Consider the following 21,824-nt stretch of genomic DNA (forward strand, 5'->3'; position numbering starts at 1 on the left):
TTGAATCAACTCCTTCTTAATTTCAATTTTCAACTCTCTACTCAGATGGAGGGTCAAGGTACAGCAACAAAACTTTACTTATCATAGTTTACCTGTTTTGAGTTACTCCTTTAACAGCAGCCTATTCTTTTAGCTTTTCATCTAGAAATGAAATCAAGATGAAATATCTTTCTAGATATAAATTTGTTTACAATGTCATGGCTTGCTGAACCACTAGAAAAATATCTGCGATCATCAAATCTAAGCTAGCCGCACTCGACGCAAGGTTATGGCATTTGAGGAGTTGAGCCACTTCACGAACTTCTAGTTCGTGGATTCAGGCAAAGGTCACGTTAACTTTTCGCGCTTTATCGCTATCTGGTTAACGCTTTTGCCTTTTAGATCGAACTGCTCCGAGGGTAAATGAGATAACCTACTTTCAGACGCGCTTACTTGTTTGCAGTTTGTTTGATATTGCTGCCATGCCGATCTTAAGTGACTCCAACCTCGGATACTCACATTGAGCATCCTGCAATGACAACTGATCCTCATTAATGTATCTAGCCAGATACGCACTCCAGATGTCCCTGTTCATCACAAGCCCAGTAACATCTTTATGAACTCTTTGGGATAATGATTTTTTGATACGGCTACCGTCTAAATGAGTTTGAGAGAGTGCAGTTTTCTGGGTAGAAAAAGCTATGAATTGTCCACCAGCATTCTCAGCTTTGCGTTTCAATTCACTTTGTACGAAGCCAGGGGACTTAGCAGAAATCGCTTTACCATAGCGTTTCTGCCATCCCTTGACTGAATTCATACCCAAAATCAGCAACGCTTAAAAGCTTCTTACGGCATTCTTTAACAGGAAGCAGTTACTGATTAAAACTAAATCGACCGTTTACCTTTTCACCTCCAACATCCGCAGTAACTTTTACTTGATACTGACCAGTAGCTTTTTCAGAAAGTGCAGCCGTGTAGTGTTTGCCACTGGCATCATAAGTGAGAGGGATTGTTTTCTGCTTGCCATCGGGTAGCTGAACTTCAGCCGTCACTTTAGCGTTAGGAACTGCTTGATGATTGTCGCCTTTTTGCAAATATAAATCCATGTGAGTTCCATTAGCCTCTTTCTCAGGTACAAACTCTAAGTGATAAGCTCCTGTCTCTACAACTTGACCTCCACGAGATTCTCCATGCTGCCCCTCTGTTTTAGCAGTAGGTGAAGCTGAAGTATTAGTACTTAATATAGAAGACGGATTATTCGTAGAATCAGATTGATTATTTTCTGTATTACCTGCTTGATTGCTATTACTACAAGCTCCTAAAAATAGTAGTACTGTACTTGCTAAAACAACAAAACTTATTTTTAATGATTTCATCGTCTTATTCCTCATTAACTGTTAACAATTGAGAAAATATGGGAGAAAAACATCCTCATGATACCGCAGTTTGGCTGACTTCAATATTTTGCATCTGCATACTCTTTTTAGGAACTAAAAATCTGCCAAACTGAGAATATAAAGCTGGAATCACTAATAAAGTTAATGCTGTAGAGGTAAACAATCCCCCTAGAACGACCACCGCCAATGGCTGCAAAATTTCCTTACCAGCACCAGTGCCAATTACTAGTGGCACCATTCCTAAAGCAGATGATAAAGCGGTCATTAAAATAGCAACTAATCGCTCTATAGAACCTTCAACTAAAACTTCCCGCAAAGGCATACCATTTGCTAACTTATGATTGTAGTTATCAACTAATAGCAATCCATTCCGAGTAGCCACACCGAATAGAGTAATAAATCCCACCATTGAAGCAACAGAAATAATACCCCCACCCAAGGCGGCAGAAATCACACCACCAATTAATGCCAAAGGCAAATTAATCATAATCATTACTGTTGCAGTCATTGATTTAACAGCAAAGTAAATTAAGACTGTGATAGCGATAAATGCCAAAATCCCAGCCCAAATTAAAGTTTGTGTGGCTTGTTCTTGCGCTTGAAATTGACCACCGTATTGAATGTAATATCCAGAGGGTAATTGTACTTGTTGCTTAACTTTACTCCGAATATCATTGATGACAGAACCTAAATCTCGACCATTAACATTAGCAGAGACAACAATTAAACGAGAAACATTTTCGCGATTGATAGTATTTGGGCCTGTACCGTATTCTACCTTTGCAACATAAGCAAGAGGGATTTTCTGCCCCTTTGGGACATCAATTAACAAATTGCTGATAGTTTCTAAATTGTTACGGGCGCTTTCTTGTAACCAAACAACAAGGTCAAACACTTGTTGTTGTTCCAATACTTGAGATACTACTCGTCCATTGAGAGCAGTTTCAATTGTTTGAGCTAAATCACCTACAGCTAGACCATAACGAGAAGCTGCTGCTCTGTCAAACCTAATCTGTACTTGTTTGATTGGCACTTGTGGTTCTAGTTGCAAATCTACAATTCCCGGAATATTGCTTATGGCTGATTCGACTTGTTTACCAATAGTGCGGAGTTGTTCTAAGTCGGAACCAAAGATTTTGACAGCGATCGCACTCCTGACTCCAGATAACACTTCATCCAATCGGTGGGAGATAAAACCACCAATATTAGCCGCTACGCCTGGTAATTTCGCAAATTCTTGACGCAGCGTCTCGATACTCTTTTCCCTGTTTTTAATCCCCTCCTGACTCAACTCAACATCCAGTTCCCCAAAGTAGACACCGCCGACATCACTATCGCCTAGGGCGCGTCCTGAGCGTAACTGTAAAGCTGCAAACCGTTTATCATTCTTGAGAGCATCTTGAATTGCTAAATCAGCTGTATTTGTTGCTTCTAAAGATTCTCCTGGATAGAGAGAAGTAGCGATGACAAGGGAACTTTCTTGAAACTCTGGCAAGAATACCCGTCCTAAAGATGGCAGAATCAGCATTGAAGCTATAAAGCTAGCCACAGCTGCAATTAAGATAATTTGAGGGCGACGGATAGAAAACATCAAAGCCGGACGATATACTTTATGGGAAAATCGCGCCACCCAGGTTTCTTCATCTGGTAAGCGTCGATTTACTAACAACAATGCACATAGTGCTGGAGTTAGTGTCAGTGCCACTAATGTTGAAGCAATAATCGAAAGCAAATAAGACACACCCATCGGTGTAAAGATGCGACCTTCTACACCAGAAAGGGCGAAAATTGGTGCAAAGACTACAGCAATAATTACTGTTGAGAAAAGTACGCTAACACGCACTTCAACCGAACCATTAAACACAACTTGCAACGGATTGGTTGGTGTTCCTGCTAGCTGATTTTCTCGCAAACGGCGGTAGACATTTTCCATGTCAACAATTGCATCATCTACCACTGAACCAATTGCAACCGCCAATCCTCCCAATGTCATCGTGTTAATACCTTGCCCCGTCCAATTTAAAATCATCATTCCTAACAACAAAGACAAAGGAAGGGCACTAAGACTAATGATCACAGTCCGCCAATTCATCAGAAATAAAATCAGAACTACGGAAACGATGATGATGCCATCTCTAAGTGCATCCTCAACATTTTTGAGTGAAGCTTCAATAAAATTTTCTTGACGGAAAGTAACGTCTACTTTTACATCTTTGGGCAAGCTGGCTTTAATTTCTGACATTGCTGCTTCAACTGCACGGGTAACAGTTGGGGTGTCAGCTTGTGGCTGTTTGTTAACAACAACAACAACTGCTTTCTTGCCATTCAAAGTAGCATCGCCGCGTTTTAATTCGGCACCAATTTTGACATCAGCTACTTGACTCAGCAATACTGGTGTGCCATTTCTAGCAGTAATTGCTGATTGCTTTAATTCATCGATAGATTCAATCCGTCCGACTTCGCGAACCAACATTTCTTGGTCTGGGTTAATTAAAAACCCACCGGGAGCATTGACGTTGGCTTTTTCAGTAGCTTCAGTAACTTCGTTTAAAGAAACATTAAAAGCTTTCAGCTTATTTGGATCGACTAGCACTTGATACTGACGCACATCCCCACCAAACACTACGATTTGAGTAACGCCGGGAACTGCCAAAAGGCGATTTTTTACTTGCCAGTCAACAATCCGCCGCACCTCCATTAGGGGAGTAGTTTCGGAAGTAAAAGCGTATTTAATGACGGCCCCTAAAGGAGAGTTAATAGGGGAGATTTGTGGTGGTTCTACTCCTTGGGGCAACTGGCTTTGAGCTTGTTGCAATCGCTCTGTGACTAGTTGGCGGGCGCGGTAGATTTCGGTATCCCAACTAAAAATCACTTTAACAACAGATATACCTACGGCAGAGGAGGAACGTACCGTTTCTACTCCCGGAGTACCGTTAATAGCACTTTCTATCGGTCTGGTAACGAGGGATTCGACTTCCTCTGGTGCAAGTCCTGGTGCTTCGGTTTGGATTTCCACTTGTGGGGGTGCAAATGCAGGAAAAACGTCTAGTGGCATTTGAGTCAGGACGCGAAATCCCCACAGACTAATAATGACGGAGGCTATAACAACTAGCCACCGTTGAGCTATAGACCACTTGACGATGGAATTGAGCATTTTTCAAACCCCTCAAGGGACATTACTGTTCATCCAGTTGGGATGAGTAGTGTGTTAATGATTCGGCACTGTACTTAATTTCTCAAATGAAGATGAAATTAGGATGAAATCTAAAAGTTAATCAAGAAATGTACAAATTTGTACTGTGGCAACAACTGAAACATTTTTACCTAAAAACTTAGTTAAGATTTTTAGCAATTTAGTTAGTAAATATACATAACTACCAGGTGGCAAAAACTAAGATATCGTGATAAAAAGTTTGAGACTGGGTTTTAGTAAAGGGAGCAACTATGAATACCATCTCTATCGTTGGGCAACGGACAAAACAACTAACCCTGTCAGTACCTGGACAAGCAAGCATACTGACTGGCCTGGTTATGCTCATTCTCTGGACTGTCTATTTTAGCCCCTATCCCCCAGTACATGACACGTTCCATAAATTGCGCCACGGCACTGAATCAGTAGCGTGTCACTAAAGATAGCGATCGCATAAATACTATAGTGGTGGGCGATACTCACCCTATTCCCTGGTGCAATAAACTCCGTAATCAAATAATTTAATGAAAAAACGGAATACAGGCTTACTTTTCGCTGCTATTAGTGTAGTCAGTTTGACAAACTGGTTTTTGCCATCACCGTCAGTTGCATCCTCGCCTACAGTACAACTAAAAACCGAACCATCACTAGATAAAGTTTTACCATCATCTGAGCCTGTCAAACTGACTCTTCAAGTAGTTGATCCTCAAAGACAACCCCTTTCTAACACCAACTTGCAACTAAAATTGTTAACACCTGCACCGACTCCTTGGCTAACTTCCGATTTCCCAATTGTGGAAGGAACAAAGTTACTGGAGTTCAATGCCACTGCCCCTTCTGGCAAGTTGCAGTTTGAGCAAGTAATACCTATTCGTGGCACCTATCAATTGCAAGCCAAGGTGACGCCAAAGGTTGTGGGTGCTTTTAAGCCATTTGAGCAAACCCTGACATTTTCTGTCCCAGAGAAACCTGTGAAATATCGGAATGTAGCGATTTTAGCTGCTATTTTGCTACTAGCAGGATTTGGTGGTGGTTGGGTTATTGGTGGCAGACAAACTGTAGAACCAGGTGAAATTGCCCCACAACGAGTGCGCGTGCTGCTGAGTGGAGCAACAATAGCTGCTATTGCAGCCTTATTGATAGTCAATATTAGCGCAGAAAGAGCATCAACTCACGCTCACTCCGCACATAGCCACGCCACTACACCAGCTATCCAAAAGTCTGGAGGTTTGGAAGTTCGCTTGTCTGGCGATACTAATGCAACTGTTGGACAAACTGCAACCCAGACAGTGCAAGTAACCGACACTGTAACCCGAAAGCCAGTAAATGATGTGACGCTAAATATTCAGGCGATCGCCCTGGAAGACAATGAACTGATGTTTGCTTACAAAACTACTCCTAATTATCAGGGTAAGTTCACTTGGCAAGAACAGTTTTTTGATGGCGCACCGCACCAAGTAGTTGTGGAAGTTTCACCACAGGTGAAAGCTTCACGGCAATTTCAATCATTTAAAGTAGTACAAGAAGTGGAAGTTGAAGGAATTGAGCCTCCCCTTTCTAGACGCTTTATTAGCTTAGGTTATTTCACCAGAATTTTTGTTGTAGGGCTAGCAGGAGGATTGATATTACGCCGTCGTCGGAATGAGCCTACATATCAAAATATTTGAAAGTCGGTTTCGGCGTGTATTTACAGTGTTACTAAACTATAAATAAAAATAGATTAGTAATAAAAACACAAAACCATATAAATGTAAGTGCCACCCAATTCAAAAATGAAGGGTGGCTTTTGCTTTATTTAGCTAACACTAGACTTGTCGCTTAAGAATTTATTATTAAAGTCTTTTAACTCAAAGGTTGACCAACACCGACAGCTTGAAGTTGCTCTCGACTCGGTTTACCAGTCAGGACAAGTGTTCCATTGATGGCGATCGCAGGAACTGCATTTACTCCATACTGCTGGGCTTTTGATCGCTCTTGTCCCAGGTTATAGACCAATATTTCACAACTTGAACAAGCGAGTTCTTGCACCATTTGCACTGTTTCACTGCACAGAGGACAGTCAGCTGTAAAAATCTCTATTTGACGTTTTGACATTTTGCTCATCAATAATTTTACTTCACTAATATTCTCAACCCTATAGTTTGCTATAGAGTCAACCCTACCTGAGTAAAATTTTTAAGCGAATTACTTGACTCTCTAGTTAACTAAAGAGTTTAGTATTGTTTTAACTGTTAAGGAACTGTTTGACCAACTAGATAATCAAGAAGCAGAAATGAGCATATCTACTCCCACAAAAACCTTATTAGGCGGAATTGTAACTGTAACGGCATTGCTATCATTCGCAACTCATCCTGCATTAGCAAACACTGCTAGCCAGACTGTAGAAGCAACCACATCTACAAACAAGACAAATTTAGCTAAAGAGCAGACAAATCAAACAATAGCGCAAACATCACCAACACAACAGCCGACAAATGAGAAGGGATGTGCCTGCTGCAAATCCATGATGAGCAATATGCAGCAAATGAATCACAGCAATATGCAGAAGATAATGAATAATCAAAACAACCCGTCTAGATAGGAAGAGATATATTCTCACCGTTAATAGTAACGGTGAGAGCTTTGTTTAAGTGAAAAAATATTATTTTTCACAAAGATATATCCTTATCAGCAACTTGTTCAATTAGGCTACAAAGTTTCTGACTATAGGGGTCATCAAGAGGTTTATCTTCCCACTGGTCTCGATAGGTTTCTAGTTCAGCTTTAAGCGTTTGCATCTGATAGATTTGGTTCTCAAGATGAGCGATTTTCTGATTTAGTAAATCTCGCACAAGTGGACACGCAGGATTACCGCGATCGCGCACACCAAGCACTTGCTGAATTTCAGAAAGAGAAAACTGTAAGGATTGAGCTTTTTTGATAAACTTCATCCGCTTGATGGCATTAGAATCGTAATAGCGATAGCCACTTTCACTTCTGTGGACGGGTTCTAGCAACCCTAATGTTTCGTAATAACGAATCGTTCCCACAGCAACATCAGTTTGTTGTGCCAACTCTCCGATTTTTAGAAGTTTATTGTGGGATGATGGTTCACAAGTATTTTTCATGGTAGTCACTATAAATTTTTTGCTGTCGAGGGAAAAACCTGCACAAAACGCGCAACCCTTTTGGTTTATTAGCTTGGCGAACAATCTACATCGCGGTGGGTTCTCAAAACGAACGGATTTTCGCAACAATCTTGAGCAATGTAGCAACAATCCCGTTCGTTTTGAGAAGGGTTGCGCGTTTTGTGTGGATTAATGCGTCGTCTACTAACTACAGCTTAAACTCTACAGTAGACTTTAGAGTAAAGACTCTCTGTTGCCTATCTCATAACCTTGTCCATCATAGGCATTTCTTCTTCAACAGAACGTTTGACCGTACGATCATGTTCCCCTATCCCTATTTATTTTGTGTGTAAAAGTTTTATTTCCATGCAAATGTTCTTGACTCTATAGTCTGCTATAGAGTCAAAAATGCATACATAACTCTTTCAAAAACTTTTAGAGAAATCTTACCTATGAGTCAGCCAGATACAAATAATCAATCTATGAAATGGATAGGAATTGTTATGGTAGTCTGCGCTATCCCCATAGCAGTTTCCTTATTTCTAGGTGGAGGCTTGGGATTTTTATTTGGTCGTTCTAACCAGCAGTCTCCCAACAATCAGTTAAGCAGTCAAGAAGCACCTCAACTTCAGTCTCAACCAACGGCTGTGAATGTATCTCTAGAGAAAGCGGTCAATTGGCAAACCAACAATCATGTTCATGGTTTGGCGGTGAATCTAGATAATCCCAAAGTAATTTATGTTGCTTCTCACAATGGGCTGCTGCAACGTTCTGAAACTGGGGAGTGGTTCTGGATAGGAAAACAACGTGCAGATTACATGGGTTTCACCGCTGATCCAACTAACAGCGATCGCTTTTATGCTAGTGGACACCCTCATACGGGAGGTAATTTAGGATTCATCAAAAGTGAGAATCAAGGGCAAGATTGGAAACAAATTTCTATGCCTGGGGTAGACTTTCACGCTTTGGCAATATCTCCTAGTAACCCCAATGTTTTCTATGGATGGCCTGCTTCGGGAGCGCAAGGGCTGCATACTTCTACTGATGGTGGAAAAACTTGGACTAATCCCCGCATGAATGGGTTAGGGAGCGCTCCCTTTGACCTTGCAATTGATCCACAAAACCCTGACCATGTGTTTGCAGCTACTCGCACGGGTTTGTACGAGAGTACTAATGGTGGTAATGACTGGGCGCTAGTGCCAAATACACAGGAAGCTCCTGTTGTTAGTCTAGCTTTACTCAAAGATGGCAACAGTACTGTCATGTATGGGTATCGTTTTCTCAAATCAGCGCCTGGTGTTTATCGCAGTAATGATGGTGGTAAGACTTGGGAGAAGCTTTGGACGGAAACTGATGGAGTGGTTGTGAAACTAGCGATCGCTCCCCAAAACCCACAAATGCTATATGCTGTCAACGAAAATAATGCCGTCTTTCAATCACAGGATGGGGGCAAGACCTGGAAAGAGTTAACTTAACTATTAAGTTTTTACGTATTGTTGTTTTTTCATACATTTAACTGACAATATACTCACGTAAATTTGTTTGGCAACGACGAAGGTAACTGAGCGCTTGTTGCTCTATGTAACGAACTCTCCTCTGGCTAATGTTGAGTCGTTTAGCCACCTGCGCTAATGTGAGTTCGCAACCATCTTCCAAGCCATAACGCAGAATTAGGACTTGTTGCTGCTGTGGAGTTAATTCTGTTAATGAAATATGGATATCTTGGCGCATAAAATCTTGATCTGCGTAGGTTTCAGGTGAGGCTTCTGGAGATTCTGTTAAAATTTCTTGCAATTGTGTGTCCTCGTTATCGCCCACTTGTTTGTCTAACGAGACAGGTTGGCGACATATCAACAGAAGTTCGCGGATTTGGACAGGATTTAATTCCATCTTTTCTGCAATTTCAGGGATACTAGGGCTGCGCCTCAATTTCTGAGATAGTTCTCTTTGCACTTTTTTAAGTTTATTCAACTTTTCAGTAATATGAATTGGCAGTCTAATAGTTCGTCCTTGCTAAGATATTGCTCGTGTAATTGCCTGACTAATCCACCAATAAGCATAGGTAGAAAATTTGTAGCCACGTGTGGGATCAAATTTTTCTACACCACGTTCTAAACCTAATGAACCTTCCTGAATCAAATCCATAAACTCTAAATTTCGTCTCTGATATTTTTTAGCGATAGAAACTACTAAACGCAAATTTGCTGCAATCATTTTTTGCTTTGCCTGTGCGCCTTGCTGAAAAATTTCCTTCACTTCTGTTTCACTAAGCTGTATATATTTAGCTAATTCTTTTTGAGTTGGTTCGTGGTTGAGTTGTTTCTTCAAAGTTTCCTTATTCTTCTGTAACATAATCATCTGCTGTACCTGTTTGCTATATAAAATCTCTTCCTCATGAGTTAACAATGGTACACGAACTATATCTCGCAGATAACTCCTAACTATATCTGTGGTGAATCTAGTATTTGAAGTTGTTGTGCTAATGTCGGAAGCTGACATAGTTTTAGTATTTAATGTGTAAAAAATTTAGATTTCGGCTAAAGTTAAACTGAATTACAAATCAAAATGAGCATAAGTTAATAACTTTTTTGTCAAGTTTATTATCTTTGTAAGTATTTACTATGACGTTTTTTATTTTCAGAGATAGAAATATAATTGTTTTTAATAAAAATATTACGTATTTACTTAATGTAAATATCTGTATTCATGATAATCAGAAAAAATAAAAAAACTCAATATAAACCTTGCATGAAAAAGTAGTATGAGGAAAAATCAATCTTTGTAATTACTTACTTAAATTGATTAACTTGGTAGTTTGCAAGGATATATTGAGTGACTAGTATCTTATAGTGACAGATAATGATGAAATTAGGATGAAATTTCAACTATTGTTAGAAATTGGCTCACTCTCCACTTAATTTGGTATGTGCGAATCCTGACCTCTCTCCAACGACTCCATCCTCTCGAACAGTTCCCGGTATGGGGCATGATGGTACAACCGGAGCAGCATTTCATCATGATGGTGATTCCCCATCATGAAGGCGATCGCAATTATATTGACTGATTCTCGAAAAGTGCTTTCGATACCTTCCCATCCTTTACTACTTGCATACTTTGCTTAGGCAATAAAATTTTACCAAACTTAGCATATAAAGCAGGTAAAACCACTAACGTTAACGCTGTAGAAGTAAACAAACCACCCAATACTACTATCGAAAGTGGTTGGAGAATTTCTTTTCCTGGACCGCTCTCAATTACTAAAGGTGCTAATCCTAAAGCTGAGGTAAAAGCTGTCATCAAAATAGCATTTAGCCGTTCCATTGAACCTTTGATTAACAGTTCCTTAAGTGGCATTCCTTCTGCAAATTTAGTGTTGTAATTATCCACCAATAACAAGCCATTACGAGTGGCAACTCCAAACAAAGTGACAAAGCCAACCAAAGAGGCAATAGAAATAATACCGCCACTCAAAGCCACTGAAAATACTCCCCCTACCAATGCCAAAGGCAAATTAATCATAATCATGGCAGTAGAAGGAATAGATTTAACTGAAAAATACATGATGACTGTAATAGCAACAAGGGCTATGGCACTGAAAATTAAAATATTTTGAGTAGCTCTTTCTTCTGCTTCAAATTGCCCTGCATACTGAATGTAGTAACCCGGAGGAATCTGTACTTGTTGCTGAACTTTGTCGCGAATTTCATTCACTATAGAGCGTAAATCTCTACCGCTAGCATTAGCAGAAACAACTATTAAACGAGAGACATTTTCTCTGTTGATAGTGTTTGGCCCAGTGCCATTTTCAATTGTGGCAACTTGTGCTAAGGGAATCTTTTGACCGTCAGGAGTATCAACTAATAAATTGCGAATTGTATCCAAGTTTTGACGTGCATCTGACTTTAACCACACAAGTAAATCGAAAGTTTGTTGTTTCTCCAAAACTTGAGAAACTACTCTTCCATTCAGGGCAGTTTCGATAATTTCAGAAAGTTTTCCTACTGTCAATCCATATCTTGAAGCAGCCGGACGGTTAAACTTAATTTGTATTTGTTCAATCGGTATTTGAGGTTCTAGTTGTAAATCTACAATCCCATTAACGGTTTTCATTACATTATCAACTTGTTGACCAATTGTGCGAAGTTGTTCTAAGTCACTGCCGAAAATTTTGACAGCGATCGCACTCCTTACCCCTGATAACACTTCATCCATGCGGTGAGAGATGAAACCACCAATATTCGGTGCTACCCCCGGTAATTTAGCAAATTCTTCCCGTAGCTTCTCAATCGTCCCCTCCCTATCTTTCATTCCTTCTTCGCTTAACTCAATGTCCAAGTGACCTAAATTTACTCCTGCTGCATCTGCATCACCTATTTATTTTCTCGCAGGTTGCGGTAGACATTTTCAGCATCGACAATGGCATCATCAACAGCGGAACCAATTGCTACTGCCAATCCTCCCAAAGTCATCGTATTTAAACCTTGCCCCACCCAGTTTAGTAGTAGCACTCCTACTAATAAAGACAAGGGAAGGGCAGTTAAACAAATAGCCAGGTTGCGCCAATTCATCAAAAATGGAATTAAGATAATAGCAACAATAATGCTGCCTTCAATTAACGCTTCTCGAACATTTTCAATCGAAGAATCTATATAATTTTCCTGGCGAAAGGTAGGGGTAACTTTAATATCCTTGGGTAAGCCTGCTTTAATCTCTGACATCGCCGCTTCAATCGCACGGGTGACAGTGGGAGTATCGGCTTGTGGCTGTTTGTTAATCATTACAATCACTGCCTTTTGACCGTTAAAGGTGCCATCACCTCGTTTAATCGCTGCACCGATTTGCACGTCGGCAATATCTGATATTTTTACAGGTGTACCATTGCGAGCAGTAATTACAGATTGCTGTAGTTCTTCTATAGATTCAATTCGCCCTATACCCCGAATTAATTTTTCGCGATCGGGAGTAATTAAATAACCACCCGGAGCATTAACATTAGCAGCAGAGGCAGCTTGCTCTACGTCTTCTAAGGTGACATTAAAAGCTCTAAGTTTTGCTGGATCAACTAATACTTGATATTGGCGATTATCACCGCCGTATGCTACTATCTGAGAAACACCACCGACAGCCAAAAGGCGGTTTGTTACTTGCCAATCAACTATGCGCCGCACTTCCATTAGAGAAGTTTTTTCTGATGTAAAGGCGTATTGTAAGACAGTTCCGATGGGGGAACTAGTAGGGGAAATTTGCGGTGTTTCAACTCCTTCTGGAAGTTTACTTTGCGCTTGTTGCAGTCGCTCTGTTACTAGCTGGCGTGCTTGATAAATTTCAGTTCCCCAGTTAAAAATGACTTTGACGACAGAAATTCCCGCAGCTGACGATGAGCGTACTGCTGTTACTCCTGGAGTGCCATTAATCGCACTTTCAATTGGTAAAGTTACCAGGGATTCTAATTCTTCGGGGGCGAGTCCTGGTGCTTCAGTTTGAATTTCAACTTGGGGTGGTGCAAAGCTAGGAAAAACATCCAAGGGCATTTGGATAATTGTCCGAAATATCCAAATTGTGAGGATAATTGTACCTAAGATGACTAACCAACGGCGAGCGATCGCCCATTTAATGATAGAACTGAGCATATTCAGACTTTAGGCAAGGGAAAGATTGTAGTTTGATCGCAGTGCTTGTGCATTGGCTAGCCTTTACCCCAGTTTCTCAAAATAAAATGAAATCAGTATGAAATTTCATATGTCAATTTTGTTTACCACTCCAGTACTGTTCCCACTCTATTCACCTTTTCAACTTCTGACAAAGTTTGCTTAGGTATTAAGTAATTACCGAACTTAGAGTACAATGCAGGCAATACAAGTAATGTTAATGCTGTAGAAGTAAACAACCCTCCCAGCACTACTACTGCTAAAGGTTGCAAGATTTCCTTACCTGCGCCCGTACCAATGACTAAAGGGATCATTCCCAAAGCTGAGGTGAGAGCCGTCATTAAAATAGCAACTAAGCGCTCCATTGAACCTTCAAATATGACTTGCCGCAGACTCATTTTCTGTGCAAGCTTGTTGTTGTAGTTATCTACTAGTAGCAATCCGTTACGTGTCGCTACTCCAAACAGAGTTATAAATCCTACCAACGAGGCCACAGAAATTATTCCACCCCCTAAAGCAATGGAAAATATGCCCCCCACCACTGCTAAAGGCAGATTAATCATAATCATCAGCATTGCCGCAACAGATTTAACAGCGAAGTACATTAAGACTGCAATAATGACAATTGCCAGTCCTCCAAATACCAGCAAATTTTGAGTAGCTCGTTGTTCTGATTCAAACTGACCACCGTACTGGATAAAGTAACCTGTGGGCAATTGTACTGACTGCTGCACCTTGGTTTGAATTTCGTCAACTACAGAGCCTAAATCTCGGCCTGATACGTTTGCAGACACAACAATTAGGCGAGAAACATTTTCCCGGTTAATTGTGTTGGGGCCAGTGCCGTAGTCTATACTGGCAACTTGAGCAAGAGGAATTTTTTGACCTGTAGGAGTATCTATTAGTAAGTTACGGATAATATCTAAGTTATTGCGAGCATCTTCTTTTAACCAAACCACCAAGTCAAATAGTTGCTGCTCTTTGAGAACTTGGGAAACAACTCGTCCATTGAGAGCAGTTTCTACCATCTCAGTCAGATTACCGACAGTTAAGCCGTAGCGAGCTGCTGCTTCTCTTAAAAATTGAATTTGCAACTGTTTAATCGGGACTTGGGGTTCAAGTTGTAAGTCAACAAGTCCCTCAATTCCATTTACAGCCGCTAGCACTTCAGTGCCAAGGCGACGCAGTTCTTCCAAATTGGGGCCGAAAATTTTGATCGCGATCGCACTCCTTACGCCAGATAATACCTCATCCATGCGGTGAGAAATAAAACCGCCGATATTCGGTGCAACTCCGGGTATCTTCGCAAATTCGGCTCGCAGTTTCTCAATACTTCCTTCCCTATCTTTCAATCCCTCTGCACTCAGTTCTACATCTAAATGTCCCAAGTTAACTCCACCTGCATCTGCATCACCAGGGGCACGTCCGGATCTTAACTGCACTGATTTAAATCGTTTATCATTTTTGAGCGCATCCTGCATCACAAATCCAACTTGATTGGTTGCTGCTAGAGAACTCCCTGGATAAAGCAGAACTGCGTTTACTAAAGATGGTTCCTGAAACTCCGGTAAAAACACCCGCCCTAAACTTGGTAGAATAAGCAAAGAAGCTACTAAAGATGCTCCAGCAACTGCCAAAATAATTGTGGGGAAGCGAATAGAAAAATTCAGCATTGGTCGATAGAGTCGTTGCGATAAAGCACTCACCCAAGTATCATCTGCAGGTAAGCGTCTGTTCGCCAATAAAATCGCGCATAAGGCTGGGGAAAGGGTCATTGCTACAAAGGTAGAAGCAAAAATTGACACTAAGTAAGCAACTCCCATCGGTGCAAATATCCGACCTTCCACGCCTGTCAGCGAGAAAATCGGCGCAAAGACAACGGCAATGATTATAGTAGAAAAAATTACACTAACTCTTACTTCGACAGAGGTATCATATACTACTTTAAATGGGTGTACAGGAGTTCCTGCTAACTGATTCTTTCGCAAGCCTCGGTAAGCGTTTTCCATATCTACAATCGAATCGTCTACCACCGAGCCAATTGCGACAGCCAAACCTCCCAGTGTCATAGTATTAATACCTTGACCAAACCAACCCAAAATTAACATACCAATTAGAACTGACAAAGGAATTGCACTGAGGGTAATGATGGCAGTGCGCCAGTTCATCAAAAACATCAGCAAGATAATCGAAACGATGATAGTACCATCACGTAGAGAACTGGTAACATTTTCAATTGCTGCTTCAATAAAGTTTTCCTGGCGAAAAGTTTCTGTAACTTTGACATCTTTGGGCAAACCAGCTTTGACTTCCTCCATTGCTCTTTCAATGGCTCGTGTGACAGTCGGAGTATCATATTGGGGTTGCTTGTTAACCATCACTACGATCGCCCTTTGACCGTTTAAACTACCATCTCCACGCTTGAGGGCTGCACCAATGCGCACATCAGCAATATCTTTGAGTAGAATCGGCGTACCATTGCGAGCTGCGATCGCCGAACTTCCCAGTTGCTCAATTGAATCTATACGCCCTACTCCACGAATAACAATTTCTTGATCGGGATTAATCAAAAAGCCACCCGCAGCATTGACATTTGCACCTGTTGCTGCTGCTGTTACTTCTTCGAGAGTGACATTAAAAGCTTTTAGCTGGGCTGGATCGACTAAAACCTGATACTGGCGAACATCACCACCATAGGCAATCACCTGAGAAACACCCGGTACAGCTAGCAGTCGGTTGGTAATATCTCGATCAACCAAACGCCGCACTTCCATCATTGGAGTTGTTTCGGTAGTGAAAGCATATTGCACAACTGTACCAATCGGGGAAGAAATAGGGGAAATTTGCGGATTTTCCACCCCTTCTGGTAGTTTTTGCAGCGCCTGTTGCAACCGTTCTGTGACTAATTGCCGTGCTTGATAAACATTAGTTCCCCATTTAAAAATCACCTTCACAACAGAAATACCCACTGCCGAAGAAGAACGCACCGTTTCTACTCCCGGCGTACCATTAACTGCACTTTCTATTGGTAAAGTAATTAAAGACTCGACTTCTTCCGGAGCAAGTCCTGGAGCTTCGGTTTGAATTTCTACCTGAGGTGGGGCAAAATCAGGAAAGACATCTAGGGGCATCTGGGTAAGGTTATACGCACCCAAAAATGTCACAACAATTGCTCCTAGCACCACTATCCAGCGTTGGATAATCGACCACTTGAGAATGGCATTTAGCATATTTTGTTCAATTTAAGAAAGTGCGTGCTGCTGGTGAAGTATGGACAATAGAATTTAGTTAAGATTGTGGATAATGAGGATCTTCATGTTCATTTATATTTGTGGTTGAACCAGATAAAGCTGGCGATTTAGAGTTATTATGATAACTTTCTGTTTCATGAACAGGAGCATCTAACTCCGACGAACTGCCTACTAGTACTAGCTGCTGCAATTTACTGCGACGACCAGACCAGAAAGCACCACCTATAAAAGCTATAGTGGCTATTGCAGCTCCTCCACCTACTCCTAGCAACCACAGCGGTACTGGTAAGCTAGACGTTTGAACCTCCGTTGTCTGCGAAGGAGCTTGTGTATGTTCGTCTACTTTTTGCTTAGTATCACCCCGCAATGATTGGGCATAAAGTTGCGGCGCACGCTGCGTCACAATCATATCTCCCTCGAATAAACCACTTTTGACTTCAACCATATCACCGGATGTTTGACCCAAGCTAACTTCAGCAGCTTGGAAAGCATTGCCATTTTGCACGTAGACAACTTTTTTACCATTCGCGTCAACCACTGCTGAACTAGGAATAGCCATAGCTGCTGATGTTTGATCTGTGAGAACTTCTAGCTCCGCGAACATTCCCGGTTTGAGTTGCCCACCAGTATTATTAATTTCTGCTTGTACTGGTACTACTCGTGTTTCTCCTTCTACTACTGTACCAATTCGAGAAATTCGTCCAGAAAAGTTACGCTCAGGCATACTAGCGACTTTTAAACTAATTCTTTGACCATTTCTTACCTTACCTAAATCTTTTTCATAAATATTAGCTGTGGCAAAAAGCCGACTATCGTTGACAATCGTCATTAATTTGCCACCTGCATCATTAAAAGTTTGACCAATAGTCACTTCTCTATCAGCAACCTTGCCGGAGATGGGAGCGGTTACTGTCACCAGTCCTTTAGCATTGGCACTGTTTCCTAGTTGTTGCAGTCGCGTTTGATAAGTAGTATTACTGAGGTTGATACGTGATTGTGCTACATTTACTGCTGCTTGAGCGCGTTTGAGTTGATTTTCCGCTTCGATCACGTCCCGGCGGCTCTTGGCTTTGGTTAGTTCTGCTTTAGCTTCTGCTAGCTGGGTTTGGGATTCAAGGGCATTACGACGTGGTAAAGCACCAGCATCAGCTAATTGCTTGTCCTTGTCATACTTTTCTTGAGCAAATGATACTTGACTCTGTGCTTGAGCGATTTCAGAGTCAGCTATTTGTTGATAGCGATCGTAGTTTTGTTGAGCTAATCTCAAGTCTGCTTGTGCTTGTTGTAAATCAGCTTGAGCTTGTGCTAGTTTTTCTTGTGATTCAACTCGCAATGTCACCAAGTCTGGGCTGGTTACAACAGCAACGGGTTGACCTTTTGTGACTGATGCACCTGGTTCCACTAACAATTCAACCACTTTCGCCCCAGTAATTGGGGTAGTCACTTCCACTTTTTGGCTGGGAAGGGTTTCAATTTGTCCGGTAGTCTTAATGCCAACAGCAAGGCGCTGACGTTGGACTGGCTCGACTTTAATCCCTAATCGTTTTGCTGTGTTGGCATCAACCTGAATAGAATTAGCAGTTTGAGTAGCTTGGTTTGGACCTTGAAATTCGTCTCCGTGTCCGCCGTGGGCTAGAACTACTGCGGGAGTTGCCAGTAATATCAGGCTTAGGAGTGTCCCAGAAACACTACCAATTGCTGTAGGTGGCTTGAAATAGGAGTTGGGCATGGTGCTTCAAGTCCTTGAGTACCAGGGGAAGGGAATTGCGTATCGTATTTATGTTATTAGTGCGCGTTAGATATACACACATTTTTTAGTTTTTCATATAGAAATGAAATTAGGATGAAATCGCAGTTAAACTACTCCTTAAATCAAGAAACACATAGCTTAAATTTTCAAGCACTTTGCTCAGCTGCAAAAGCAATACACAATTAACTTACTTGTTGTACCAAGCTTGTCGCCATTGCTTCATTTGATTAATCTCAGCTTGCTGTGAATCAATAATTTCTTGAGCCAATTGCTTAATTTCAGGACGTTTAGACTTATTCAAAGCATCTTGGGCCATTGTTACAGCACCTTCATGGTGAGCAATCATTGCGTTCATAAACCGGAGGTCGAATTCTGCATCGGCAGATCCGAGATCCTCAAGCATCGTCATGCTTTTCTGTTGTTCTTTGGACATAGGAACCACAGATTTACCCTCACCGCCGTAGGCGACAGGCTCAGCACTTGCTTGGGGATACCATGCTTTTCGCCACTTCTGTAATAGCTCATTTTCTTCTCTACTTTGAGCAACAATGATGTTGCGTGCCAATTTCTTGATCTCAGGGCGTTGAGATTTTTGCTCAGCTTCTTTCGCCATAGCGATCGCTCCTCGATGATGCAAAGTCATTGCATCAATGAAGCGTAAATCATAGTTAGCATCAGCTGGGCCTAAATCCATTGCCATGCTGTGGTTCATTCCACCATGATTCATCATGTCGCTATCATGGTTTATCTGTTTGTTGTCACTAGTACCGCTAGCTATGGTATTTGGTGCTTGGCTTTGGTTTTGGGAAGCAGTTGTAGAACAAGCTGTAAGCACGCCGCCTGTTAGGGATGCAAGTGCTACAAAGGTAAACGCAAAAAATCCAGTTTTCCAAGAGATAGGTCGCATAGACATCAAATTAATCTTTGACTTTTGAAATTAAAGAGTTTCCTTCTCTATTATTGAAAGCTCTAGTTAGATAGAGAGTTGACTGTGATGTACCGTGATTACCGTACATACTATTTAGTTTGGCGCGAAAAAATGAAATGAGAATGAAATCTGCTTAACCACAAATAGGAAATTATTACTCTCCAATCTGTGAGACACAATTGTTACTTATAATGCTCCGTAGGCAGGCGAGGCTTAAACTACTAGTCTCTTGGGTGCTGGCAAACTTATTTTATTTCACCTCTGAAGATATTAAAAAATTTCTTTGAGAAGAAATCGGTATTTCATCCTGATTTCATCAAGTTCTGTCAATCTTAAGTGTAGAAGTGAACCAATAATTATAGTTAAGCAGGTGTAAGACTGTACTATATGCCATCTCCTATGACTACTTCTAACTCCAATTCTGTATCGGATACGGCAACAGCTTGGCACACCATAGAAATAGAAGAATCTCTCTTATTGCTAGACAGCGATCGCAATGTTGGTCTAACAAATCAGCAAGCCATTGGACGGTTGCAAGCTAAATCCTTTCTCCAATCCCTATGTACTTGCTGCAATTACCCTGACCACAGTATTACAGATCATGTTGATCTATGTTGCACCGCTACGAAATTTTTTGATACCCACTGGCTAAATTCCATAGAACTTGCTATTTCTATCGGATTTAGTGCTTTGATGTTTGTTTGGATTGAACTAGAAAAGTTGTTTATTAAGTGGTTTTTTACTCGTTGAATTTGTTTAATTCAATAACTTGTAATTTCATCCTAATTTCATCATGCTATGATTTTATTTTTATTTAAATTAAACTTGACAAACCTCTGTAAAATGCTTGCATTACTTAACTAATTTATTTTATTCAAAATTTGAAATTTCATCTTAATTTCATCATGCTTTGAGAACCTATTTATAGGGGTGTCCCCTCTAAATATTTACTTTGGTGTGAAGAGTAAACAATCATGTCTAAGTTATTGTGGAAATGCCTGCTAATTAGTCCCGGAGTTTTATTAGTCAACTTAGCTTTTTCAGGATCAACAATAGCTGCTGAAATTCCAATTCAAACTGAAGTTAAACAAGAAGCAAACTCTCTTCCAAAAGATTTTTATTTAAGCCAAATCCAACAGTATAGTGGTGAGACTAGCCAAGTCACATCCGTTTCGCAGTTTTCTGATGTACAACCTACAGACTGGGCATTCCAAGCTTTGCAGTCTTTGGTCGAGCGCTACGGTTGCATTGCAGGTTATCCAAACGGTACTTATCGCGGTAACCGTCCGATGACTCGTTATGAATTTGCCGCAGGTTTGAATGCTTGTTTAGACCGGGTTAACGAACTGATTGCCACAGCGACAGCTGATTTGGTAACTAAAGAAGACCTGGCTACCCTACAGCGCCTGCAAGAAGAATTCTCTGCGGAACTTGCTACCCTGCGTGGCCGTGTAGATGCTTTAGAAGCTCGTACTGCTGAACTGGAAGCCAATCAGTTCTCAACTACTACTAAATTGGTTGGAGAAGCGATTTTCAATGTATCTGACGTTTTCGGTAGCGATAAGAGGGCAGTTCCCTCTGGTGTAGATTCAGATACAGCTCCCGACTTAGATTCCAACACTATCTTCGCCGATCGGGTTCGTCTAAGATTGAACAGCAGCTTTACAGGTTCAGATCTGTTGCAAATCCGTTTACAGTCTCGGAACATCACTCCGTATGACACAAATGTAACGGGTACTAACATGACCCGCTTTGGCTTTGATGGAAATCAGGACAACGACACTGTCATAGATAAAGTCAACTATACTTTTAACCTGAGTGACGCAGTACAGGTAAAAGTTGATGCTGCTGGTGGTAATATATATGACAACATCAACAACTTTAACCCTGACCTTGCAAGTGACGGAAAAGGCGCTTTATCTCGCTACGGTCGCTTCAGTCCCATCTATCGCACTGGTTTCGGTGGTGCAGGTGCAACCATAACTTTCAACCCTAACTGCTTTAGACTCATTAAACTCATAACCATCAGTAGGCCAGTACCCTACTGTTGTACCGCCCTGCTCTGAAATTTTTTCTTCTAAAATGCCGAGTGCATCTTCAAAAGTATCAGGATAACCTACCTGATCGCCTGGTCCAAAATAAGCAACTTTCTTGCCACTAAAATCTATGTTGTCTAGCTCATCGTAAAAATATTCCCAAGCACTTTGTAGTTCACCAACATTCCAAGTGGGACAACCAATGATAATGTATTCAAAGTTTTCAAAATCACTTGCTTCAGCCCTTGCAATATCAAAAACCTCCACCACAGACTCCCCACCAAATTCCTTTTGAATCATTTCTGCTTCTATTTGGGTGTAGCCTGTTTCACTACCATAGAATAAGCCAATATTAGCCATTTTTACTCCTTTTTAGCTGACAATCTACAACCATTAGTGAAGAATACATAAACCTAGCTTTAGCGCCTCAATGTACAAACTATTTAGTTGAGGATGAATGCTGATGGTTATGTCAAAGTCTTTCTTAGTAACACCCATGTTAAAAATAAGAACAATGCCTTGAATCATCTCTATGGTA

Annotated in this window: 15 protein-coding genes and 4 pseudogenes; 7 read left to right on the forward strand and 12 right to left on the reverse strand. The window is 41.1% G+C overall.

Annotated elements, in window-relative coordinates; genetic code table 11:
- Positions 1–418 precede the first annotated feature (418 nt).
- Genes UYI_RS0130835 through UYI_RS0130845 form a run of 3 tightly spaced genes read right to left on the reverse strand, consistent with a single transcriptional unit; the run spans position 419 to position 4,530 of the window.
- The gene (locus UYI_RS0130835) at positions 419–796 is read right to left on the reverse strand and encodes a hypothetical protein (RefSeq protein WP_016870544.1); all 378 of its coding nucleotides are present in this window, start codon (positions 794–796) and stop codon (positions 419–421) included.
- Positions 797–851: 55 nt separating this feature from the next.
- Positions 852–1,355 (reverse strand): hypothetical protein, encoded by a 504-nt coding sequence (locus UYI_RS0130840; RefSeq protein ID WP_016870545.1) that lies wholly within the window; start codon positions 1,353–1,355, stop codon positions 852–854.
- 55 nt (positions 1,356–1,410) lie between these two features.
- Positions 1,411–4,530 (reverse strand): efflux RND transporter permease subunit, encoded by a 3,120-nt coding sequence (locus UYI_RS0130845; RefSeq protein WP_016870546.1) that lies wholly within the window; start codon positions 4,528–4,530, stop codon positions 1,411–1,413.
- A 290-nt stretch (positions 4,531–4,820) separates the two neighbouring features.
- Between UYI_RS0130845 and UYI_RS35485 the strand changes: the two genes are divergently transcribed.
- Together UYI_RS35485 and UYI_RS0130850 are read left to right on the forward strand one after the other, a co-directional pair.
- Positions 4,821–5,006, forward strand: a complete 186-nt coding sequence (locus tag UYI_RS35485) for a CbtB-domain containing protein (protein ID WP_071588903.1) — start codon at positions 4,821–4,823, stop codon at positions 5,004–5,006.
- Between the two features lie 84 nt (positions 5,007–5,090).
- Positions 5,091–6,233: a hypothetical protein gene (locus tag UYI_RS0130850; protein WP_016870547.1), complete on the forward strand. Its 1,143-nt coding sequence runs from the start codon at positions 5,091–5,093 to the stop codon at positions 6,231–6,233.
- Between the two features lie 175 nt (positions 6,234–6,408).
- Here the strand turns inward: UYI_RS0130850 and UYI_RS0130855 are convergent, their stop codons facing one another.
- Positions 6,409–6,660 (reverse strand): thioredoxin family protein, encoded by a 252-nt coding sequence (locus UYI_RS0130855; protein ID WP_026086282.1) that lies wholly within the window; start codon positions 6,658–6,660, stop codon positions 6,409–6,411.
- Between the two features lie 178 nt (positions 6,661–6,838).
- Here UYI_RS0130855 and UYI_RS0130860 point away from each other — a divergent pair, with 178 nt between their 5' ends.
- Positions 6,839–7,147: a hypothetical protein gene (locus UYI_RS0130860; RefSeq protein ID WP_016870549.1), complete on the forward strand. Its 309-nt coding sequence runs from the start codon at positions 6,839–6,841 to the stop codon at positions 7,145–7,147.
- Between the two features lie 67 nt (positions 7,148–7,214).
- Here the strand turns inward: UYI_RS0130860 and UYI_RS0130865 are convergent, their stop codons facing one another.
- Positions 7,215–7,673, reverse strand: coding sequence for a heavy metal-responsive transcriptional regulator (locus UYI_RS0130865; protein ID WP_016870550.1), 459 nt, complete (start codon positions 7,671–7,673; stop codon positions 7,215–7,217).
- A gap of 452 nt (positions 7,674–8,125) precedes the next feature.
- On the opposite strand from UYI_RS0130865, the gene UYI_RS0130870 reads away from it, so the two are divergent.
- Positions 8,126–9,148 carry a F510_1955 family glycosylhydrolase gene (locus UYI_RS0130870; RefSeq protein WP_016870551.1) on the forward strand — a complete coding sequence of 341 codons (1,023 nt, stop codon included), beginning with the start codon at positions 8,126–8,128 and terminating at the stop codon, positions 9,146–9,148.
- Between the two features lie 37 nt (positions 9,149–9,185).
- Here UYI_RS0130870 and UYI_RS33795 read toward each other — a convergent pair.
- Positions 9,186–10,172 (reverse strand): annotated as a pseudogene (locus UYI_RS33795) (RpoD/SigA family RNA polymerase sigma factor).
- Between the two features lie 427 nt (positions 10,173–10,599).
- Here UYI_RS33795 and UYI_RS37420 point away from each other — a divergent pair.
- Positions 10,600–10,737 carry a hypothetical protein gene (locus UYI_RS37420; protein ID WP_157226422.1) on the forward strand — a complete coding sequence of 46 codons (138 nt, stop codon included), beginning with the start codon at positions 10,600–10,602 and terminating at the stop codon, positions 10,735–10,737.
- Here UYI_RS37420 and UYI_RS33800 read toward each other — a convergent pair.
- The 4 genes and pseudogenes from UYI_RS33800 to UYI_RS0130895 all read right to left on the reverse strand — a co-directional run bounded on the left by UYI_RS33800 (position 10,725) and on the right by UYI_RS0130895 (position 19,235).
- Positions 10,725–13,303, reverse strand: a pseudogene (locus UYI_RS33800) (efflux RND transporter permease subunit). The gene UYI_RS37420 and the pseudogene UYI_RS33800 overlap by 13 nt on opposite strands.
- 122 nt (positions 13,304–13,425) lie before the next feature.
- Complete coding sequence (locus UYI_RS0130885) at positions 13,426–16,551, reverse strand: CusA/CzcA family heavy metal efflux RND transporter (protein WP_016870556.1); 3,126 nt, start codon at positions 16,549–16,551, stop codon at positions 13,426–13,428.
- Positions 16,552–16,609: 58 nt separating this feature from the next.
- Entirely contained in the window at positions 16,610–18,301 is a 1,692-nt protein-coding gene (locus tag UYI_RS0130890; protein ID WP_016870557.1) for an efflux RND transporter periplasmic adaptor subunit, read from the reverse strand.
- 208 nt (positions 18,302–18,509) lie between these two features.
- Positions 18,510–19,235: a DUF305 domain-containing protein gene (locus tag UYI_RS0130895; protein WP_016870558.1), complete on the reverse strand. Its 726-nt coding sequence runs from the start codon at positions 19,233–19,235 to the stop codon at positions 18,510–18,512.
- 550 nt (positions 19,236–19,785) lie between these two features.
- Here UYI_RS0130895 and UYI_RS35490 point away from each other — a divergent pair.
- Both UYI_RS35490 and UYI_RS33805 read left to right on the forward strand, forming a co-directional pair.
- Positions 19,786–20,000 (forward strand): annotated as a pseudogene (locus tag UYI_RS35490) (cation transporting ATPase C-terminal domain-containing protein); the annotation flags it as partial.
- Between the two features lie 224 nt (positions 20,001–20,224).
- Positions 20,225–21,244 (forward strand): annotated as a pseudogene (locus UYI_RS33805) (iron uptake porin); the annotation flags it as partial.
- Here the strand turns inward: UYI_RS33805 and UYI_RS35495 are convergent.
- Together UYI_RS35495 and UYI_RS40320 are read right to left on the reverse strand one after the other, a co-directional pair.
- A complete protein-coding gene (locus UYI_RS35495; protein WP_235148047.1) occupies positions 21,167–21,646 on the reverse strand; it encodes a flavodoxin in 480 nt (159 codons plus the stop codon). The pseudogene UYI_RS33805 and the gene UYI_RS35495 sit on opposite strands and share 78 nt — an antisense overlap.
- A 33-nt stretch (positions 21,647–21,679) precedes the next feature.
- Positions 21,680–21,814, reverse strand: a complete 135-nt coding sequence (locus tag UYI_RS40320) for a hypothetical protein (RefSeq protein ID WP_407636606.1) — start codon at positions 21,812–21,814, stop codon at positions 21,680–21,682.
- Positions 21,815–21,824: the final 10 nt, after the last annotated feature.

The sequence above is a fragment of the Fischerella muscicola PCC 7414 genome, from assembly GCF_000317205.1.
Lineage (GTDB): Bacteria > Cyanobacteriota > Cyanobacteriia > Cyanobacteriales > Nostocaceae > Fischerella > Fischerella muscicola.

Excerpts from the sequence above, each read along its gene's own strand:
- UYI_RS0130835 (WP_016870544.1), bottom strand. The coding sequence starts at position 796 with ATGAATTCAGTCAAGGGATGGCAGAAACGCTATGGTAAAGCGATTTCT.
- UYI_RS0130840 (WP_016870545.1), bottom strand. The coding sequence starts at position 1,355 with ATGAAATCATTAAAAATAAGTTTTGTTGTTTTAGCAAGTACAGTACTA.
- UYI_RS0130845 (WP_016870546.1), bottom strand. The coding sequence starts at position 4,530 with ATGCTCAATTCCATCGTCAAGTGGTCTATAGCTCAACGGTGGCTAGTT.
- UYI_RS35485 (WP_071588903.1), top strand. The coding sequence starts at position 4,821 with ATGAATACCATCTCTATCGTTGGGCAACGGACAAAACAACTAACCCTG.
- UYI_RS0130850 (WP_016870547.1), top strand. The coding sequence starts at position 5,091 with ATGAAAAAACGGAATACAGGCTTACTTTTCGCTGCTATTAGTGTAGTC.
- UYI_RS0130855 (WP_026086282.1), bottom strand. The coding sequence starts at position 6,660 with ATGTCAAAACGTCAAATAGAGATTTTTACAGCTGACTGTCCTCTGTGC.
- UYI_RS0130860 (WP_016870549.1), top strand. The coding sequence starts at position 6,839 with ATGAGCATATCTACTCCCACAAAAACCTTATTAGGCGGAATTGTAACT.
- UYI_RS0130865 (WP_016870550.1), bottom strand. The coding sequence starts at position 7,673 with ATGAAAAATACTTGTGAACCATCATCCCACAATAAACTTCTAAAAATC.
- UYI_RS0130870 (WP_016870551.1), top strand. The coding sequence starts at position 8,126 with ATGAGTCAGCCAGATACAAATAATCAATCTATGAAATGGATAGGAATT.
- UYI_RS0130885 (WP_016870556.1), bottom strand. The coding sequence starts at position 16,551 with ATGCTAAATGCCATTCTCAAGTGGTCGATTATCCAACGCTGGATAGTG.
- UYI_RS0130890 (WP_016870557.1), bottom strand. The coding sequence starts at position 18,301 with ATGCCCAACTCCTATTTCAAGCCACCTACAGCAATTGGTAGTGTTTCT.
- UYI_RS0130895 (WP_016870558.1), bottom strand. The coding sequence starts at position 19,235 with ATGTCTATGCGACCTATCTCTTGGAAAACTGGATTTTTTGCGTTTACC.
- UYI_RS35495 (WP_235148047.1), bottom strand. The coding sequence starts at position 21,646 with ATGGCTAATATTGGCTTATTCTATGGTAGTGAAACAGGCTACACCCAA.
- UYI_RS40320 (WP_407636606.1), bottom strand. The coding sequence starts at position 21,814 with ATGATTCAAGGCATTGTTCTTATTTTTAACATGGGTGTTACTAAGAAA.